This window comes from Acidovorax delafieldii (assembly GCF_007993815.1).
In the GTDB taxonomy this organism is placed as follows: domain Bacteria; phylum Pseudomonadota; class Gammaproteobacteria; order Burkholderiales; family Burkholderiaceae_C; genus Acidovorax; species Acidovorax delafieldii.
Window position 1 is genome coordinate 166319 of sequence record NZ_VJWE01000019.1, and the last position, 15284, is coordinate 181602.

The following is a 15284-nucleotide window of genomic DNA, read 5'->3' on the forward strand; positions in this document are numbered from 1 at the left end:
TTCATGAAAATTTCTGATCTGCGCATCGGCGTGAAGCTGGCAGCGGGTTTCCTGGCGGTGGTGCTGCTGACCGCCTTGCTCGGCGCCATTGCGCTGGTGCAGATGTCCCGCATCCATGCGAACGCTGAGGAGATCGCCACCAACCTGCTGCCCAGCGTCACGCAAACGGGCGAGCTGCGGGTGCTGCTCAACCGCATGCGCCGTGCGGAGGCGGGCATGGTCACGGCGCGCAGCGCTGCCGAGGTCAAGGCGTTTGCCGAGCAGGTCGCGCAGCGCCACAAGGACCTGACCCGAGTTGAGGCGATTTACGAGCCGCTCATCGACATGCCCAAGGAGCGCGAGGTGTTCAACGCCTACAAGGCGCGCAAGGCGGCCTATGTGGCGTTGCAGGACAAGCTGGCGGACATTGCCAAGGGCGTGGACTTCAGCACTGCCGAGACCATGGAACTCACGGCAGATGCGTTGAGCATGCTGTATGCGGGCGAATCGGAGTCAGCCTTTGTGGCTACCGCCGAGACCCTGGGCGAGCTGCAAAAGATCAATGCGGACGCTGCCTTGCGGGCCAACGAGGAGGCGAAGACGGTGTTCAGCGCGGCACGCGCCTGGGTGCTGGGCACCCTCGCGCTGTGCGTGGCGTTGGCGGCCGTATTGGGTGTGGCCATCACCCGCGCCGTTACGCGCCCCGCGCATCATGCGGTGCAGGCTGCCCGCGCGATTGCCGATGGCGACCTGGCGACCGAGGTGCCCCCCGGCGGCAAGGATGAAATGGGCCAGCTGCTGAATGCGCTGGGCGACATGCGGGCCAACCTGGCGCGTGTGGTGTCGGGCGTGCGCAGCAATGCCGAAGGCGTAGCGTCAGCCAGCGCACAGATCGCCTCAGGCAACAACGACCTGAGCGCGCGCACAGAGCAGCAGGCCTCAGCCCTGGAAGAAACCGCCGCCTCGATGGAAGAACTGGGCTCGACCGTGCGCCAGAACGCCGACAACGCGCGAGCCGCCAACCAGCTGGCCGTGAGCGCCAGCACCGTGGCCGTGCAAGGCGGAGACGTGGTGGCCGAAGTGGTCGAGACCATGAAAGGCATCAACGCCAGCAGCAACAAGATCGCAGACATCATCAGCGTCATCGACGGCATCGCCTTCCAGACCAACATCCTGGCGCTCAACGCAGCCGTGGAAGCCGCCCGCGCCGGCGAACAAGGCCGGGGCTTTGCCGTGGTGGCCGGAGAAGTGCGCAACCTGGCAGGACGCAGCGCAGAAGCCGCCAAGGAAATCAAAGCCCTCATCACCGCTAGCGTGGAACGCGTGGAACAAGGCACCGCCCTGGTGGACAAGGCCGGAGCCACCATGACCGAAGTCGTCAGCGCCATCCGGCGAGTGACCGACATCATGGGAGAGATCAGCGCCGCCAGCAGCGAACAAAGCGCAGGTGTCGGCCAGGTGGGAGAAGCCGTCACGCAAATGGACCAGGCCACCCAGCAAAACGCCGCCCTGGTGGAAGAAATGGCCGCTGCTGCCAGCGCGCTGAACGCCCAGGCCGGAGAACTGGTCAACGCCGTGGCCGTGTTCAAGCTCGACGCCAGCAGCACGAACAGCAGCTACAGCCAGAACCGCCAGACGGCAGCCCCCGCCCGCACCCCCATTGCAGCGCCCAGCCACAAAGCCCCGGCCCGCAGCACCAGCCTGGGCAAAAGCACCAAGACCGGCAGCAAACCCGCTGCCAGCCTGGCCGCGCCCAAGGCCAGCAGCCCGGCAGCCTCACCCGCCGCCAAGCCCGCAGCGCCCAGCCCGGCCCCGGCACCCAAGGCCGCGGGAGGCGACGACGACTGGGAGAGCTTCTGACCAGGGCCCCGCAGGCCCCTGAGTGAAGAAATCAGATCAAAATGGTGGCAAGCGCAGGTGGAACACGCGCTGACAGCTATCAAAAACAAAGCAAAAAAGCACGCAGAGGGGGCTACCTTCTGCGTGCTTTTTTGGGTGGGCGCTTCGCGTCGGCGTAGTCGGATGCGCTGCTGCACGTGCACGTGCAGGTCAGCGGTGCGGGTTGGGGTACACCAGATGCAGCCCCGGCAACTGGGGGCGCCGGAACGGCTGCCACACCACGCCTGGCCCGTGCGGCTGGCCCAGACGGTCGGCCACGGCCCACCAGGCACTGGGGTTCAGGCCGATGCCAAAGTGGCTGGCCACCACCTCGATGTTCTCGGTGTGGGGGTTGTGGTCGGCGGGCGCCTGGATGCTGCCACGCCATGCCACCACGCCATCGGTGCGGGAGTAGATGCTGGTGGTGGGCACCGGGGGTGCTTCGGGCAGGTTGTAGTTCTCGGTTTCGCGCTCGATGCTGCGGCCGCTGGCGAACTGGTAGATGCGCCAGGCGTTGGTGGAGGTGTGGGGCCCGGCAAACGGGGTGCCCAGGGTCACCACGCAGCGCACTAGGTCCGGCATTTCCTTGGCCAGCTCGCGGGCGTAGATGCCGCCCAGGCTCCAGCCCACCAGGCTCACCTTGTTGCCGCTGGCATCCACCGCTTGCTGCAGCTGGGCCTTGGCGTTCTCCAGTACGCCATCGCGCGGCCCCAGGTTCAGGCCCTGGCCCCAGCCCAGCGTGTTGTAGTTGCGTGATTCGAGGTAGCGACGCAGGGGCAGCGTGGTGGCGTCGCCAGCTGTCAGGCCCGGAAACACGATGACCGTGTGGCCATCGCCCAGTGGAGCGCGCTGCAGAACGGGCCATGCGGGCAGCACGGCGCCAAATTCCCAGGGGGCCCGCAGCTCCAGCGCCAGCAGGGGGAGGCTGGGCGGTGGCATGTGGTCAGGGGCGGCGGATTTGCGGTCGGAGAAGAGAGGCATTAAGTCGTCGTTCCAAAACGGGCGCCTGCCGGGCAAGGCAGGCGGGTCGTGCGACGGTAGCAGTTTTTGCGCACCAAGGCGGGGCGCGAAATGGAGCAAGCTCTCCAATTGCCCCCGCCCGGGCCGGGGGAGTCCCCTTCGGATTGCGGGGGGGATTGCCCGCGAATGTCACATTTTGCAACCGTGCGCTGCTATGCTTTGGATAGCTTTTGCGTTCGTCGCGTTCTGGCGCTGTTCGCAACCCTCCCGTTCCAACCGCCTGAAAGCCCGCGCCATGACCGCTATTGCCGACGCCGCTGCGCCTGCCGCCACCCACTCTGCGCACCGCGCGCTGGCCCCAAGCCCTACCGCAGCCCCTCGTGAATTCCTGACCTTTCGCCTGGGTGCGGAAGAGTACGGCATTGACATTCTGCGCGTGCAGGAGATTCGCTCATACGAGAGACCCACGCGCCTGGCGCAATCGCCCGACTTCATCAAGGGCGTGATCGATCTGCGCGGCCGCATCGTGCCCATCCTGGATCTGCGGGTGAAGCTGCAGTGCCCTGAAGCCAGCTACACGGACTTCACCGTGGTGATCATTCTGGACATCGGCTCTACCGTGATTGGCGCGGTGGTGGATGCGGTGGCCGATGTGGTCTCGCTCACTCCCGACCTCATCAAGCCCACGCCCCAGTTCGAGCGGCAGGGCCATGTAGACCCGGCCTTTGTCACTGGCGTTGCTAGCCTGGGCGAGCGCATGCTGATCGTGATGGACATCGAGGCACTGCTCAGCAGTGACGAAATAGGACTGGTGAGATCAGCTGTGCACAGGTAATGTGCCACCCAACTGCAAAAGATCAACACAGAGGAGAAAAAGGATGAATCAGCTCAAGATTTCAACCCGGCTGGCTGTGGCATTCGCCGTCATGGTGCTTCTGTTGGTCGCTTTGGGGGCTGTGGGCCTGGTACGGTCAGCCAACCAGCGCGCGGAGCTCAAAGACGTGATCGATGTCCGAATACCCATCGTCAAAGCGCTGGGTGCCCTCAACGACGGCGTGAACGAGCAGGCGATTCAGCTCCGCAACCTGGCGATCTTCACTTCGGATGCGATCGTGAAATCGGCGACAAGTCAGATAGCGGCTGCGGCGACGGATGTGGACGCGCAGTACAAAACACTGAACACGTTGGTCAGCTCTGAAAAGGGCAAGGAACTGATGGCGCGCATGCAGCAGCGGCGCGGTGATTTCTTGAAGCTGAGAGATCAATACCTGGCGGCACTCCAGCAAGGGCAGCGCGACGAAGCCCTGAAGCTGCTGGAAGAGCAACTGCGCCCTGCGCAGCGGGCCTACATGGCCGCCATAGACGAACAGTTTGAATTTCAATCGCAGAGAACTGTGGACGCCGGCGCGCGCGCCGAAGCTGCCGCCGTGTCGCTGCAGCGCGATGTACTCATCGCGGGTGCGCTGGCCATCGCCATCGCCATCTTTCTGGCCATCACCATCATCCGCTCCATCACCCGCCCCCTGGCGCAGGCGGTGGAAGCAGCCGACCGCGTGGCCGGTGGCGACCTGAGCGGCCAGATCGTCGTGCAGTCCAAGGACGAAACCGGCCACCTGCTCAGCGCCCTGCAGCGCATGCAGCAAAGCCTGGTCAACACCGTCAGCTCGGTGCGCCAGAACGCCGAAGGCGTTGCGTCGGCGAGCGCACAGATCGCCTCAGGCAACAACGACCTGAGCGCACGCACAGAGCAGCAAGCCAGCGCGCTGGAAGAAACAGCCGCCTCGATGGAAGAACTGGGCTCCACCGTGCGCCAGAACGCCGACAACGCGCGCGCCGCCAACCAGCTGGCCGTGAGCGCCAGCACCGTGGCCGTGCAAGGCGGAGACGTGGTGGCCGAAGTGGTCGAGACCATGAAAGGCATCAACGCCAGCAGCAACAAGATCGCAGACATCATCAGCGTCATCGACGGCATCGCCTTCCAGACCAACATCCTGGCGCTCAACGCAGCCGTGGAAGCCGCCCGCGCCGGCGAACAAGGCCGGGGCTTTGCCGTGGTGGCCGGAGAAGTGCGCAACCTGGCAGGACGCAGCGCAGAAGCCGCCAAGGAAATCAAAGCCCTCATCACCGCCAGCGTGGAACGCGTGGAACAAGGCACCGCCCTGGTCGACAAGGCCGGAGCCACCATGACCGAAGTCGTCAGCGCCATCCGGCGAGTGACCGACATCATGGGAGAGATCAGCGCCGCCAGCAGCGAACAAAGCGCAGGTGTCGGCCAGGTGGGAGAAGCCGTCACGCAAATGGACCAGGCCACCCAGCAAAACGCCGCCCTGGTGGAAGAAATGGCCGCGGCCGCCAGCGCGCTGAACGCCCAGGCCGGCGAACTGGTCAACGCCGTGGCCGTGTTCAAGCTCGACGCCAGCAGCACGAACAGCAGCTACAGCCAGAGCCGCCACACGGCAGCCCCCGCCCGCACCCCCATTGCAGCACCCAGCTACAAAGCCCCGGCCCGCAGCACCAGCCTGGGCAAAAGCGCCAAGACCGGCAGCAAACCCGCCGCCAGCCTGGCAGCGCCCAAGGCCAGCAGCCCGGCAGCCTCACCCGCCGCCAAGCCCGCAGCGCCCAGCCCGGCCCCGGCACCCAAGGCCGCGGGAGGCGACGACGACTGGGAGAGCTTCTGACCAGGGCTGCGCAGGCCCCTGGGTGAAGAAATCAGATCAAAACGGCTGCAAGCGCAGGTGGAATATGCGCTGACAGCTATCAAAAACAAAGCAAGAAAGCACGCAGAGGGGGCTACCTTCTGCGTGCTTTTTTGTGGTCGGGCGCTTTGTTGGTGATGGCTGAAGGCATGCGTGGGGCGGGTCTGCCACCCGCTGGCGCGATGCTTGCTGCAGGTGCGTGATGGCGAGTTGCCGTTATGGGCAGCGGCGCGCCAATGTTGGCGGGCGATTTGTACGCAAACGTAACGGAAAGCGCTATGCTGAGCGGGCCCGCCACGGCGCGCGGCCCGTCGGTGGGTGGACATTCCTTTTTTGGCGCCGTTCTCCACAGGAGTTCTGCAATGGACCGAGGTTTCAACGCGTCGCGCACGTGCATGGGTGGCCGCCCCATCATCACCAGCGCGAGCTGCTGTGCGCCTGCCGTGTGGTCTGCGACGCCAACCGGGGCGCAGCCCAGGCCACACCTGAGTCTGCCGCGCGCTCTCCGTATGCCCCTTTCCAACCGCTGGTGCGCTGCCAGCCGGGCGCAGCCTGTTTGCTTGTTTCCCTCAGGAGTGTTGTCATGAACCAGTTCAAGATTTCCACCCGCCTGGCGGGTTTGCTTGCGGCCTTGTGTCTGCTGGTGTTGCTGGTGGGCGTGGCGGGGCTGTATGGCATGGGCAATTCCAATGCCGGGCTCAAGTCGGTATACGACGACCGGGTGGTGCCGCTCAAGCAGATCAAGGTGGTGGCGGACATGTATGCGGTCAACGTGGTGGACACGGCCCACAAGGTGCGTGATGGCGCGCTGACACCCGCACAGGGCCTGCAGTCGGTGGCCGATGCGCGCAAGGCCATCGAGGCCAACTGGAAGGCCTATCTGGCCACCCAGCTGGTGCCGGAGGAAACGCAGTTGGTCGAGCGCTTCAAGCCGCTGCAGGCCAAGGCAGATGCGGCCACCGATGTACTGGCGGGGCACTTCAAGTCGGGCGATGTGGCGGCCCTGACCGCGTTTGCGGCCAAGGAGATGTACCCCGCCATCGACCCATTGCAGGAGGTGCTGGGCCAGCTGATGCAGGTGCAGCTGGACCGTGCCAAGGCCGAGTACGACAGTGCGGCCGCCAGCTACCAGACCATCCGCGCACTGGCGGTCACGGCCGTGGTGGCGGGCATCGTGCTGGCGGTGCTGATGGGCGGCGCCATGATCCGGCAGATTTCGCGCGCGCTGGGCGATGCGGTGCAGATCACCGACGCGGTGGCGCAGGGCGACCTGACCGTGGCGATCCACGCGCGGGGCAAGGACGAGATCGCCCAGTTGCTCAGCGGCCTCACCGCCATGCGGGACAACCTGGCGCATGTGGTGTCGGGCGTGCGTGGCAATGCCCAGGGCGTGGCGTCGGCCAGTGCCGAGATCGCATCGGGCAACAACGACCTGTCCATCCGCACCGAGCAGCAGGCCAGCGCGCTGCAGGAAACCGCTGCGTCGATGGAGGAGCTGAGTTCCACCGTCAAGCAAAACGCCGACAACGCGCGCCAGGCCAACCAGCTGGCGATGAGCGCATCCACCGTGGCGGGGCAGGGCGGCGATGTGGTGGCCGAGGTGGTGACCACGATGAAGGGCATCAACGACAGCAGCAAAAAGATCGCCGACATCATCAGCGTGATTGACGGCATTGCGTTCCAGACCAACATCCTGGCGCTGAACGCGGCCGTGGAGGCCGCCCGCGCGGGCGAGCAGGGCCGGGGCTTTGCGGTGGTGGCGGGCGAGGTGCGCAATCTGGCCCAGCGCAGCGCCGAGGCGGCCAAAGAGATCAAATCGCTCATCACTGCCAGCGGGGAGCGGGTCGAGCAGGGCACCCAGCTGGTGGACAAGGCGGGCATCACCATGACCGAGGTGGTGGGCGCCATTCGCCGCGTGACGGACATCATGGGCGAGATCAGCGCGGCCAGCAGCGAGCAGAGCACGGGCGTGTCGCAGGTGGGCGAGGCCGTCACGCAGATGGACCAGGTCACCCAGCAGAACGCGGCACTGGTCGAGGAAATGGCGGCTGCTGCCAGCAGCCTGAGCCACCAGGCCCAGGCCTTGGTGGGGGCGGTGGCGGTGTTCAAGCTCACGGCCGACCAGGCACGGGCATCGCAGCCTGGCGGCGCTGTGGACCCGGTGCCGCGCCCTGCGCCCGCCGCGGACACGCGCAAGGCGGCGATGGGTGGCCATGCGGCGGGCAGCAAGGCAACCCTTGCTTTGCGCTCTCCCTCTGCTCCTGCCGCCAAAAAGGCACCTGCTGCCAGTGCCACCCCCAAGGCCGCGGGCGCCGCACCCAAAGCAGCCCCACAAGCAGTGGCTGCCGGTGCCGAGGACGACTGGGAGAGCTTTTGACCGACGGCAGGCCATGCCTGCACCGTTTGTAAGCGTGACGCCCCGTTTTGGGGCGTAGACTTCCCCAAGTTGGTTCGGTGCTTGGCACTGCGCCGACAGCTCCCGCGATGTAGCACCCCAGCCCGAGCGTGCGCTGCACGCGCGGGGCCTTGTGCGCTGTTTTGATATCCCCACGGCTCACACAGGGGGCCGCACCCATGCCCCCACCGGCGCAGCGCTTGCGCAGTGGGCCGTCGACTCTCTTGTGATGATTTAAATTGATAAAATCATATTTATCATAAATATGATATAATTATCACATTCCAGCCGCTGATTCCTTGTTGTCCCGCGCAGGTGCGTGGCACCACATCGGCGCACCCATGGCTGGCAAAAGCCCCCATAAAAACCACGAAAGATTCCCATGAGCAACCTGAAAATCGGAGCGCGCCTGAGCCTGGCCTTTGGCCTTGTGCTGTTGATCACCGCCACCATCGCCGCCACCGGCGTCTGGCGACTGGCGGTACTCAAGGAGGCCAGCAGTCGCATTGCCACTGTCGAAATGGAACGCAACGCCCTGGCGCAGGAGTGGAAGGCGGCCATCGACCTGAACTGGGTGCGGGCGTCGGCGTCGCTCAAGGCCACGGATGCGGGCTACATCCAGTCGCTCACGGCCGACATGGCCACCACGTCCCAACGGGCCAGCGAGGCGCAAAAGAAGCTGGAGGCGCTGGTGGACGACCCCACCGAAAAGGCGCTGATGGAACGTGTGGCGGTGACCCGCAAGGCCTATGTGGACGCGCGCGCCAAATTGCTGGAGCGCAAGAAGGCTGGGGAAGACGTGTTTGCGCTGGTGGACAGCGACCTCAAGCCCTTGGCCACCGCTTACCTGCAGTCGCTGGCCGATGTGGCGGACAACACGCACAAGCAGCTCGATGAATTTGAGGGCGCCATCATCCAGGCTGCAGGCACCAGCCAGTGGGTGCTGGCGCTGGGGGCGGTGGTGTCGGTGGTGCTGGGCGCACTGTTTGCGCTGTGGACCACGCGTTCCATTGTGGGGCCGGTGCAGCGTGCGGTGCGGGCGGCCGATGAGATCAGCCACGGCAATCTGTCGGTGCAGATTCCCGACGTGGGCGACGGCCGCAATGAGATGGCCCAGCTGCTGCGCTCGCTGGACGAAATGCAGGAAAACCTGTCGCGCATCGTGGGGCATGTGCGCTCCGGCTCCGAGAACGTGGCCACGGCGTCGTCGGAGATCGCTCAGGGCAACAACGACCTGAGCGCACGCACCGAGCAGCAGGCCAGCGCCCTGCAGGAGACGGCGGCATCCATGGAGCAGCTCAATTCGACCGTGCGCCAGAACGCCGACAACGCCCGCCAGGCCAACCAGCTTGCGCAGAGCGCATCGACGGTGGCCGTGCATGGCGGAGAGGTGGTGAGTCAGGTGGTGGACACCATGAAGGGCATCCACGACAGCAGCAGCAAGATCGCCGACATCATCGGTGTGATCGATGGCATTGCCTTTCAGACCAACATCCTTGCGCTGAACGCGGCCGTCGAAGCAGCGCGTGCGGGCGAGCAGGGCCGGGGCTTTGCGGTGGTGGCGTCCGAGGTGCGCAGCCTGGCGGGCCGTTCGGCCGACGCGGCCAAGCAGATCAAGACCCTGATCAACGACAGCGTGGAACGCGTGGCCGCAGGCACCACGCTGGTCGATCAGGCGGGTGCAACCATGACCGAGGTGGTGGGCTCCATCAAACGTGTCACGGATTTGATGGGCGAGATCAGTGCCGCCAGCTCTGAACAAAGCCAGGGTGTGGCCCAGGTGGGCGAGGCTGTGACACAGATGGACCAGGTCACCCAGCAAAACGCTGCCCTGGTGGAAGAAATGGCCGCCGCCGCCGCCAGCCTCAACAACCAGGCGCAGGACCTGGTGAGCACGGTGGCGTTCTTCAAGCTGTCGCCAGCGCAGGCTGCGCAGCCGGCTGCGTCTGCCTTTGCGTATGTGCCCAAGGCTGCAGGCCCATCTAAGGCCTTGGCCGGTTCCAGCCGACCAGCCCCTGTGGCCCAGTCCAAGGTGCCGCCCCTGCGTGCGGCCGCCAAGCCCGCACCGGCTCTTGCGTCAACGGCGCCTGCTCGTTCGGGCAGCGGCAATGATGCTGACTGGGAGAGTTTTTGACAGTGACTCGCCGCCCTCGGCAGGCGTGACTGACCCTGCCTTCGCCGTGTGTTTGTTCAAGCCTGGCTTTGATCTCGTCCGCGCGTCCTGCCGGACCGTTGCAGGTCAGGCGGCCTTGAAGGGGCTTCGCGCTTGCAGGTCGCCGAGGTAGCTTTCCACGCCAGCGCCTTCGCGGTCCAGAAAGCGCTGCACCGCCTCAGCAAATGCCGGGTGCGCCAGCCAGTGCGCGCTGGTGGCCTGCACGGGCAGCAGCGCGCGGGCCATCTTGTGCTCGCCCTGGGCTCCCCCCTCAAACCGCACGGCACCGTGGGCGATGCACCACTGCAGCGGCTGGTAGTAGCAGGCCTCGAAGTGCAGGCAGTCCACGCGCTCCAGCGCGCCCCAGTAGCGGCCATAGGCCACCAGCTCGGAGCGTGATTCGGGGCCTGATTCAGCGTCTTTTTGGGCCGATGCGCTAGGTGCATATGCGCCGATAGCTATCAAACTGCTAGCAATAGGCCGTCCATCCCGCTCCCCCACAAACAGCAGCCAGGCCTCGGGCATGTCCGCTGCCATGCGGGCAAAGAAGTCGCGCGTGAGGTAGGGCGGGTTGCCGTGCTCCAGATAGGTGCGCTCGTAGCAGCGGTAGAAAAAATCCCAGTCTGCAGCGCTGATGTCCGCCCCGCGTGACCAGCGGAAGGTGACTCCGGCATCGGCAACGCGGCGGCGCTCCTGGCGGATCTTCTTGCGTTTGTCTTGCGACAGGCTGGCGAGGAACTGGTCAAAGTCCTGGTAGCGCGGGGTTTCGCCGTCGGTGGCGGCTACCCCCTGGGCCGCAGGGAGCGTGGACCGTTCATTCTTCCAGTGAAACTGCACGGTGTGCCGCAGCATCAGGTCTTGTTGTGCGCTGGTCAGCACATCGTCATCGCTGGCAAACAGCACATGCACGGACGACACGTCTTCTTGCTCGCACCACTGGCACACCGCCTGCACCAGCAGGGCGCGCGTGGCGGCATCGCGGGCCAGCAGTCGGCTGCCCGGCACGGGCGTAAAGGGCACGGCAATGACGGCCTTGGGGTAGTAGGGCACACGGTGCTGCTCGTAAGCGCTGGCCCAGGCCCAGTCAAACACATATTCGCCGTACGAATGGCTCTTGAGGTACAGGGGGCAGGCGGCCACCAGGGTGTCGCCGTCCCACAGCGTCATGAAGCGGGGCGTCCAGCCAGTGCGCGGCGTGGCGCTGCCGCTGCTTTCCAGCGCGGCCAGGTATTCATGCCGCATGAAGGGCGTGGGGTGGCTTTGCTGCGCCAGCAGGTGGTTCCAGGCGGTAGTGTCCACGTCCAGCACGGAGGGGAGCACGCGGGCGATAATGGCAGCTTCAGCCATTCAGGCCCCTGTGATGCACCTTTGATTGCGGGCCTGCAACGGCGGTATTCAACCTGGCCGCAGGGGCCGATTCCAGTTCCATGACGCTCTCCATTTGCACTGCGCAGCTCAACTTTGTTGTGGGCGACATGCCCGGCAACGCCCAAAAGATCATTGCGGCAGCCCGCGAGGCCTATGCCCAGGGTGCTCGCCTGTTGCTGACACCGGAGCTGGCCATCTGCGGCTACGCGGCCGAAGACCTGTTCCTGCGCCCTGCCTTCATTGCGGCCTGCGATGATGCCGTGAAAACCGTGGCCCGCGAGACTGCGGGGTTGAAAGGCCTGGCCATCGTGCTGGGCCACCCGCAGGCCATGGCCCCTGGCGCCCAGGCCTTCAGCGTCTGCTTCAACGCCGCCAGCGTGGTGCGCGACGGCAACATCGAGCAGACCTACGCCAAGCGCGAGCTGCCCAACTACCAGGTGTTTGACGAGCGGCGCTACTTCGTGCCCGGCAGCAAGCCCTGTGTGTTCGAGGTGGAAGGCGTGAAGGTGGGTGTGCTGGTGTGCGAAGACGCCTGGTTTGCCACCCCCGCGCGCGATACTGCTGCCGCCGGTGCGCAGTTGCTGGCGGTGATCAATGCATCGCCTTTCCACCTGGGCAAGGGCACGGAGCGCGAGGCCACCATGCGCTCCCGTGTGGTCGAGACGGGCCTGCCGCTGGTCTACGCCCACCTGGTGGGCGGGCAGGACGAGGTGGTGTTCGAAGGCCGCTCGTTTGCACTGGCGGCTGACGGCTCTGTGGCGGCGCGGGCGCCTGCTTTTGTGGAAAAACTGGTCTATGCGCTAGTCGAATCTGCCCAGGGTGCTATCAAAATTACAGCAGAGGTTGCCCCAGAGCGCACGCTGGAGGCCGACCTGTGGGATGCCCTGGTGCTGGGTGTGCGCGACTATGTGGGCAAGAACGGCTTCCCGGGCGCTCTGCTGGGGTTGTCGGGCGGCATCGACTCGGCGCTGGTACTGGCGATTGCGGTGGACGCGCTCGGTGCCGACAAGGTCCGCACGGTGATGATGCCATCGCCCTACACCGCCGACATCAGCTGGATCGACGCGCGCGACATGGCCACACGCATGGGCGTGCGCTATGACGAGATTTCGATCAAGCCGCAGTTCGAGGCCTTCAAGGCCGCGCTGGCCACCGAATTCGCCGGGCTGCCCGAAGACACCACCGAAGAAAACCTGCAGGCGCGCATCCGGGGCACGCTGCTGATGGCGCTGTCCAACAAGTTCGGCGCCATCGTGCTGACCACCGGCAACAAGAGCGAGATGTCCACCGGCTACTGCACGCTGTACGGCGACATGGCCGGCGGCTTTGCCGTGATCAAGGACGTGGCCAAGACCCGGGTGTTTGACCTGGCCCGCTGGCGCAATGCCAACGACCCGTATGGCACCTGCGCCAGCCCCATCCCTGAGCGCATCATCACCCGGCCGCCCAGTGCCGAGCTGCGGCCCGACCAGAAGGACCAGGACAGCCTGCCGCCGTATGAGGTGCTGGACGCCATCGTGGCCCGCTACATGGAAAACGATGAGCCCATCGAGTCCATCATCGCCAGCGGCTTCGCCCGGGCCGATGTCGAGCGCGTGACGCGCCTGATCAAGCTCAACGAGTACAAACGCCGCCAGGCGCCGGTAGGGATTCGTGTCACGCGCCGCAGCTTTGGCAAGGACTGGCGTTACCCTATCACCAGCAAATTCAGGGCGTGACGCTTCGGCGCCGTGCCCCCAGCCCGATTTTTTACATCCTCCAGGAGACCCGCCATGAAAATGATCACCGCCGTCATCAAGCCCTTCAAGCTCGAAGAAGTCCGCGAAGCCCTGGCCGAATGCGGCGTGACCGGCCTCACGGTGACCGAAGTGAAGGGTTTTGGCCGCCAGAAAGGCCATACCGAGCTGTACCGCGGCGCGGAATACGTGGTGGACTTTCTGCCCAAGGTGAAGGTCGAGGTCGTCGTCAAGTCCGAGGATGTGGACCGCTGCGTGGACGCGATCGTGAACGTGGCGCGCACTGGCAAGATCGGTGACGGCAAGATTTTTGTGACCGCCGTGGAGCGCACGGTGCGCATTCGCACGGGCGATCTGGACGACGCAGCGGTGTGAGGTGACAACCCCCTGAGCCGTTTCTTACCTTGCCCTTTCTCTTGAACGGCTGCGCCATTCGAGAAAAGGGAGCCAACGCCAGCGCAAGCAAGTGAAGCGCCGCATGCGCAGCCTGGTGGCCCTTGCGCGGCGATCCCGGCTTGTGGGCCGCTCCAGTTTCGGAGTGCGGGGGAGTCAGATCACCGAGCGCAGCGGGACGGGCGCTTGGTCGGGCCCTGCGTCTTGCACCAGCGTGCGCAGCAGGCCCTCTGCATCGGTGGATGCGTGCAACAGGCCCATCTGCCATTCACCCATGAAGCCACTGGCCACGCTGCCCTGCAAGAAACCCAGCAGGCCGTCGTAGTAGCCCGCAACATTCAGCAAGCCCAAGGGCTTGTCGTGGTAGCCCAGCTGGCGCCAAGTCCACACTTCAAACAGTTCTTCAAAGGTGCCGATGCCGCCGGGCAAGGCGAGGAAGGCATCGCTGCGCTCTGCCATCATGGCCTTGCGTTCGTGCATGGTCTGCACGATGTGCAGCTCGTCACATTGGCGGTTGGCCAGCTCCTTGTCCACCAACGCCTGCGGTATCACCCCCACCACCCGACCGCCCGCCAGACGCGTTGCCTCGGCCACCGTGCCCATCAGGCCACTGCGGCCACCGCCGTATACCAGTTGTCCGTTGTGGGCGCCGATCCATTGGCCCACTGCCTGCGCTGCCTGGGCATAGGCGGCGTTGTCGCCAGGGCGCGATCCGCAATATACGCACACAGAAAAAGTGGGTTCAGCCATGGAAAAACCTCTGAAACAATGCGGCGGCCCAGATGCCAATGCACAGCAGCAAGGCCAGCAGAACCGCTGCGCTGCCCATGTCCTTGGCGCGTTTGGACAGGTCATGCCACTCGGGCCCGATGCGGTCGATGGCGGTCTCGATGCCCGTGTTGAGCAACTCCACAATCATCACGATGACCACGGAGCCCGCCAACAAGGCGACTTCGACCCAACTGCGGCCCAACCAGAGCGACAGCGGCAGCAGCACCATGGCGGCGATGGCCTCCTGGCGAAAGGCCTTCTCGTTCCAGCCGGCCCGCAGCCCTTCCATGGAATAGCCGGCGGCATGCCAGATGCGATTGAGGCCCGAGCGCGCCTTTTGGGGGTTGGCCGGAGCGTCCGGAGAAGGGGAGGAGGGTTGCATGCGCTTATTTTTTGGGAATTTCGTAGTGCACCAGCCGGGTGCCGGCCAACGCGTCGTGCCAGAACTGCCGCGTGGGGTGGAACCGGCTGAGCAGCGCCCAGATGGCCACCCAGCCCAGCACGATCACGGCCGACTCACCCCCCGACAGGGAAAATGGTGCGATTGCCGCCAGCGGCGGCAAAAACCACAGCCAGCTCAATACATACCGCAACAAGGCGCGCGGCTGGCTGATGGGTTGCCCTGCAGTGCCCACCACGCGGATGTGCCAGGTTTTCTGTGCGAGGGTCTGGCCTTTGGCCCAGAACCAGGTGAAATAAATACCGAACACCACAAAGAGAAAGGCCTGCAGCGCATGGCGGTTGTCCATCGCATTGCGCGTCTGGCTCAGCGTGCCAAACAGGTACCCGGCGATAAAGACCACGCCGAACATCAGCATGCCTTCATATAGCCAGCAGGCCATGCGCCGCCACAGGTTGGGCGTGGGGCCGCCCGCGAGGACACCGCTTGAGGCGTTGGCCGCAGGCTGGGGCGTGGTGGGAGAGGGAGAAACGGACATTCCAGGTCAGGCCCGTCG

12 protein-coding genes are annotated in these 15284 nt (G+C 65.3%); 7 read left to right on the forward strand and 5 right to left on the reverse strand.

Annotated elements, in window-relative coordinates; all coding sequences use genetic code 11:
• Nucleotides 1–3 precede the first annotated feature (3 nt).
• On the forward strand, nucleotides 4–1839 hold the full coding sequence (locus tag ATF69_RS22770) for a methyl-accepting chemotaxis protein (RefSeq protein ID WP_146872378.1): 1836 nt from the start codon (nucleotides 4–6) through the stop codon (nucleotides 1837–1839).
• Between the two features lie 189 nt (nucleotides 1840–2028).
• Here the strand turns inward: ATF69_RS22770 and ATF69_RS22775 are convergent, their stop codons facing one another.
• The gene (locus ATF69_RS22775) at nucleotides 2029–2838 is read right to left on the reverse strand and encodes an esterase/lipase family protein (RefSeq protein ID WP_146872379.1); all 810 of its coding nucleotides are present in this window, start codon (nucleotides 2836–2838) and stop codon (nucleotides 2029–2031) included.
• A gap of 274 nt (nucleotides 2839–3112) precedes the next feature.
• On the opposite strand from ATF69_RS22775, the gene ATF69_RS22780 reads away from it, so the two are divergent.
• The 4 genes from ATF69_RS22780 (at nucleotide 3113) to ATF69_RS22795 (ending at nucleotide 10042) form a co-directional block, all read left to right on the forward strand.
• The gene (locus tag ATF69_RS22780) at nucleotides 3113–3652 is read left to right on the forward strand and encodes a chemotaxis protein CheW (protein WP_244303797.1); all 540 of its coding nucleotides are present in this window, start codon (nucleotides 3113–3115) and stop codon (nucleotides 3650–3652) included.
• Between the two features lie 43 nt (nucleotides 3653–3695).
• A complete protein-coding gene (locus ATF69_RS22785; RefSeq protein ID WP_146872380.1) occupies nucleotides 3696–5495 on the forward strand; it encodes a methyl-accepting chemotaxis protein in 1800 nt (599 codons plus the stop codon).
• A gap of 601 nt (nucleotides 5496–6096) precedes the next feature.
• Nucleotides 6097–7890 carry a methyl-accepting chemotaxis protein gene (locus ATF69_RS22790; RefSeq protein ID WP_146872381.1) on the forward strand — a complete coding sequence of 598 codons (1794 nt, stop codon included), beginning with the start codon at nucleotides 6097–6099 and terminating at the stop codon, nucleotides 7888–7890.
• 400 nt (nucleotides 7891–8290) lie between these two features.
• Entirely contained in the window at nucleotides 8291–10042 is a 1752-nt protein-coding gene (locus tag ATF69_RS22795; protein ID WP_146872382.1) for a methyl-accepting chemotaxis protein, read from the forward strand.
• 105 nt (nucleotides 10043–10147) lie between these two features.
• Here ATF69_RS22795 and ATF69_RS22800 read toward each other — a convergent pair whose 3' ends face one another.
• The gene (locus ATF69_RS22800) at nucleotides 10148–11407 is read right to left on the reverse strand and encodes a GNAT family N-acetyltransferase (RefSeq protein ID WP_146872383.1); all 1260 of its coding nucleotides are present in this window, start codon (nucleotides 11405–11407) and stop codon (nucleotides 10148–10150) included.
• A gap of 80 nt (nucleotides 11408–11487) precedes the next feature.
• On the opposite strand from ATF69_RS22800, the gene ATF69_RS22805 reads away from it, so the two are divergent.
• On the forward strand, nucleotides 11488–13146 hold the full coding sequence (locus ATF69_RS22805) for an NAD+ synthase (protein ID WP_146872384.1): 1659 nt from the start codon (nucleotides 11488–11490) through the stop codon (nucleotides 13144–13146).
• A gap of 54 nt (nucleotides 13147–13200) precedes the next feature.
• Entirely contained in the window at nucleotides 13201–13539 is a 339-nt protein-coding gene (locus tag ATF69_RS22810) for a P-II family nitrogen regulator (protein ID WP_015013651.1), read from the forward strand.
• A 174-nt stretch (nucleotides 13540–13713) separates the two neighbouring features.
• On the opposite strand, the gene ATF69_RS22815 is transcribed toward ATF69_RS22810, so the two are convergent.
• From ATF69_RS22815 to ATF69_RS22825, 3 genes are read right to left on the reverse strand one after another with little or no spacing between them, the layout of a single operon-like run.
• On the reverse strand, nucleotides 13714–14307 hold the full coding sequence (locus ATF69_RS22815) for an LOG family protein (RefSeq protein WP_146872385.1): 594 nt from the start codon (nucleotides 14305–14307) through the stop codon (nucleotides 13714–13716).
• Nucleotides 14300–14710 (reverse strand): diacylglycerol kinase, encoded by a 411-nt coding sequence (locus ATF69_RS22820; RefSeq protein ID WP_056744177.1) that lies wholly within the window; start codon nucleotides 14708–14710, stop codon nucleotides 14300–14302. Before ATF69_RS22820 ends, ATF69_RS22815 begins: the two co-directional genes overlap by 8 nt.
• A 4-nt stretch (nucleotides 14711–14714) precedes the next feature.
• Nucleotides 14715–15266 carry an RDD family protein gene (locus ATF69_RS22825; RefSeq protein ID WP_082522553.1) on the reverse strand — a complete coding sequence of 184 codons (552 nt, stop codon included), beginning with the start codon at nucleotides 15264–15266 and terminating at the stop codon, nucleotides 14715–14717.
• Between the last annotated feature and the right edge of the window lie 18 nt (nucleotides 15267–15284).

Excerpts from the sequence above, each read along its gene's own strand:
- ATF69_RS22770 (WP_146872378.1), top strand. The coding sequence starts at position 4 with ATGAAAATTTCTGATCTGCGCATCGGCGTGAAGCTGGCAGCGGGTTTC.
- ATF69_RS22775 (WP_146872379.1), bottom strand. The coding sequence starts at position 2,838 with ATGCCTCTCTTCTCCGACCGCAAATCCGCCGCCCCTGACCACATGCCA.
- ATF69_RS22780 (WP_244303797.1), top strand. The coding sequence starts at position 3,113 with ATGACCGCTATTGCCGACGCCGCTGCGCCTGCCGCCACCCACTCTGCG.
- ATF69_RS22785 (WP_146872380.1), top strand. The coding sequence starts at position 3,696 with ATGAATCAGCTCAAGATTTCAACCCGGCTGGCTGTGGCATTCGCCGTC.
- ATF69_RS22790 (WP_146872381.1), top strand. The coding sequence starts at position 6,097 with ATGAACCAGTTCAAGATTTCCACCCGCCTGGCGGGTTTGCTTGCGGCC.
- ATF69_RS22795 (WP_146872382.1), top strand. The coding sequence starts at position 8,291 with ATGAGCAACCTGAAAATCGGAGCGCGCCTGAGCCTGGCCTTTGGCCTT.
- ATF69_RS22800 (WP_146872383.1), bottom strand. The coding sequence starts at position 11,407 with ATGGCTGAAGCTGCCATTATCGCCCGCGTGCTCCCCTCCGTGCTGGAC.
- ATF69_RS22805 (WP_146872384.1), top strand. The coding sequence starts at position 11,488 with ATGACGCTCTCCATTTGCACTGCGCAGCTCAACTTTGTTGTGGGCGAC.
- ATF69_RS22810 (WP_015013651.1), top strand. The coding sequence starts at position 13,201 with ATGAAAATGATCACCGCCGTCATCAAGCCCTTCAAGCTCGAAGAAGTC.
- ATF69_RS22815 (WP_146872385.1), bottom strand. The coding sequence starts at position 14,307 with ATGGCTGAACCCACTTTTTCTGTGTGCGTATATTGCGGATCGCGCCCT.
- ATF69_RS22820 (WP_056744177.1), bottom strand. The coding sequence starts at position 14,710 with ATGCAACCCTCCTCCCCTTCTCCGGACGCTCCGGCCAACCCCCAAAAG.
- ATF69_RS22825 (WP_082522553.1), bottom strand. The coding sequence starts at position 15,266 with ATGTCCGTTTCTCCCTCTCCCACCACGCCCCAGCCTGCGGCCAACGCC.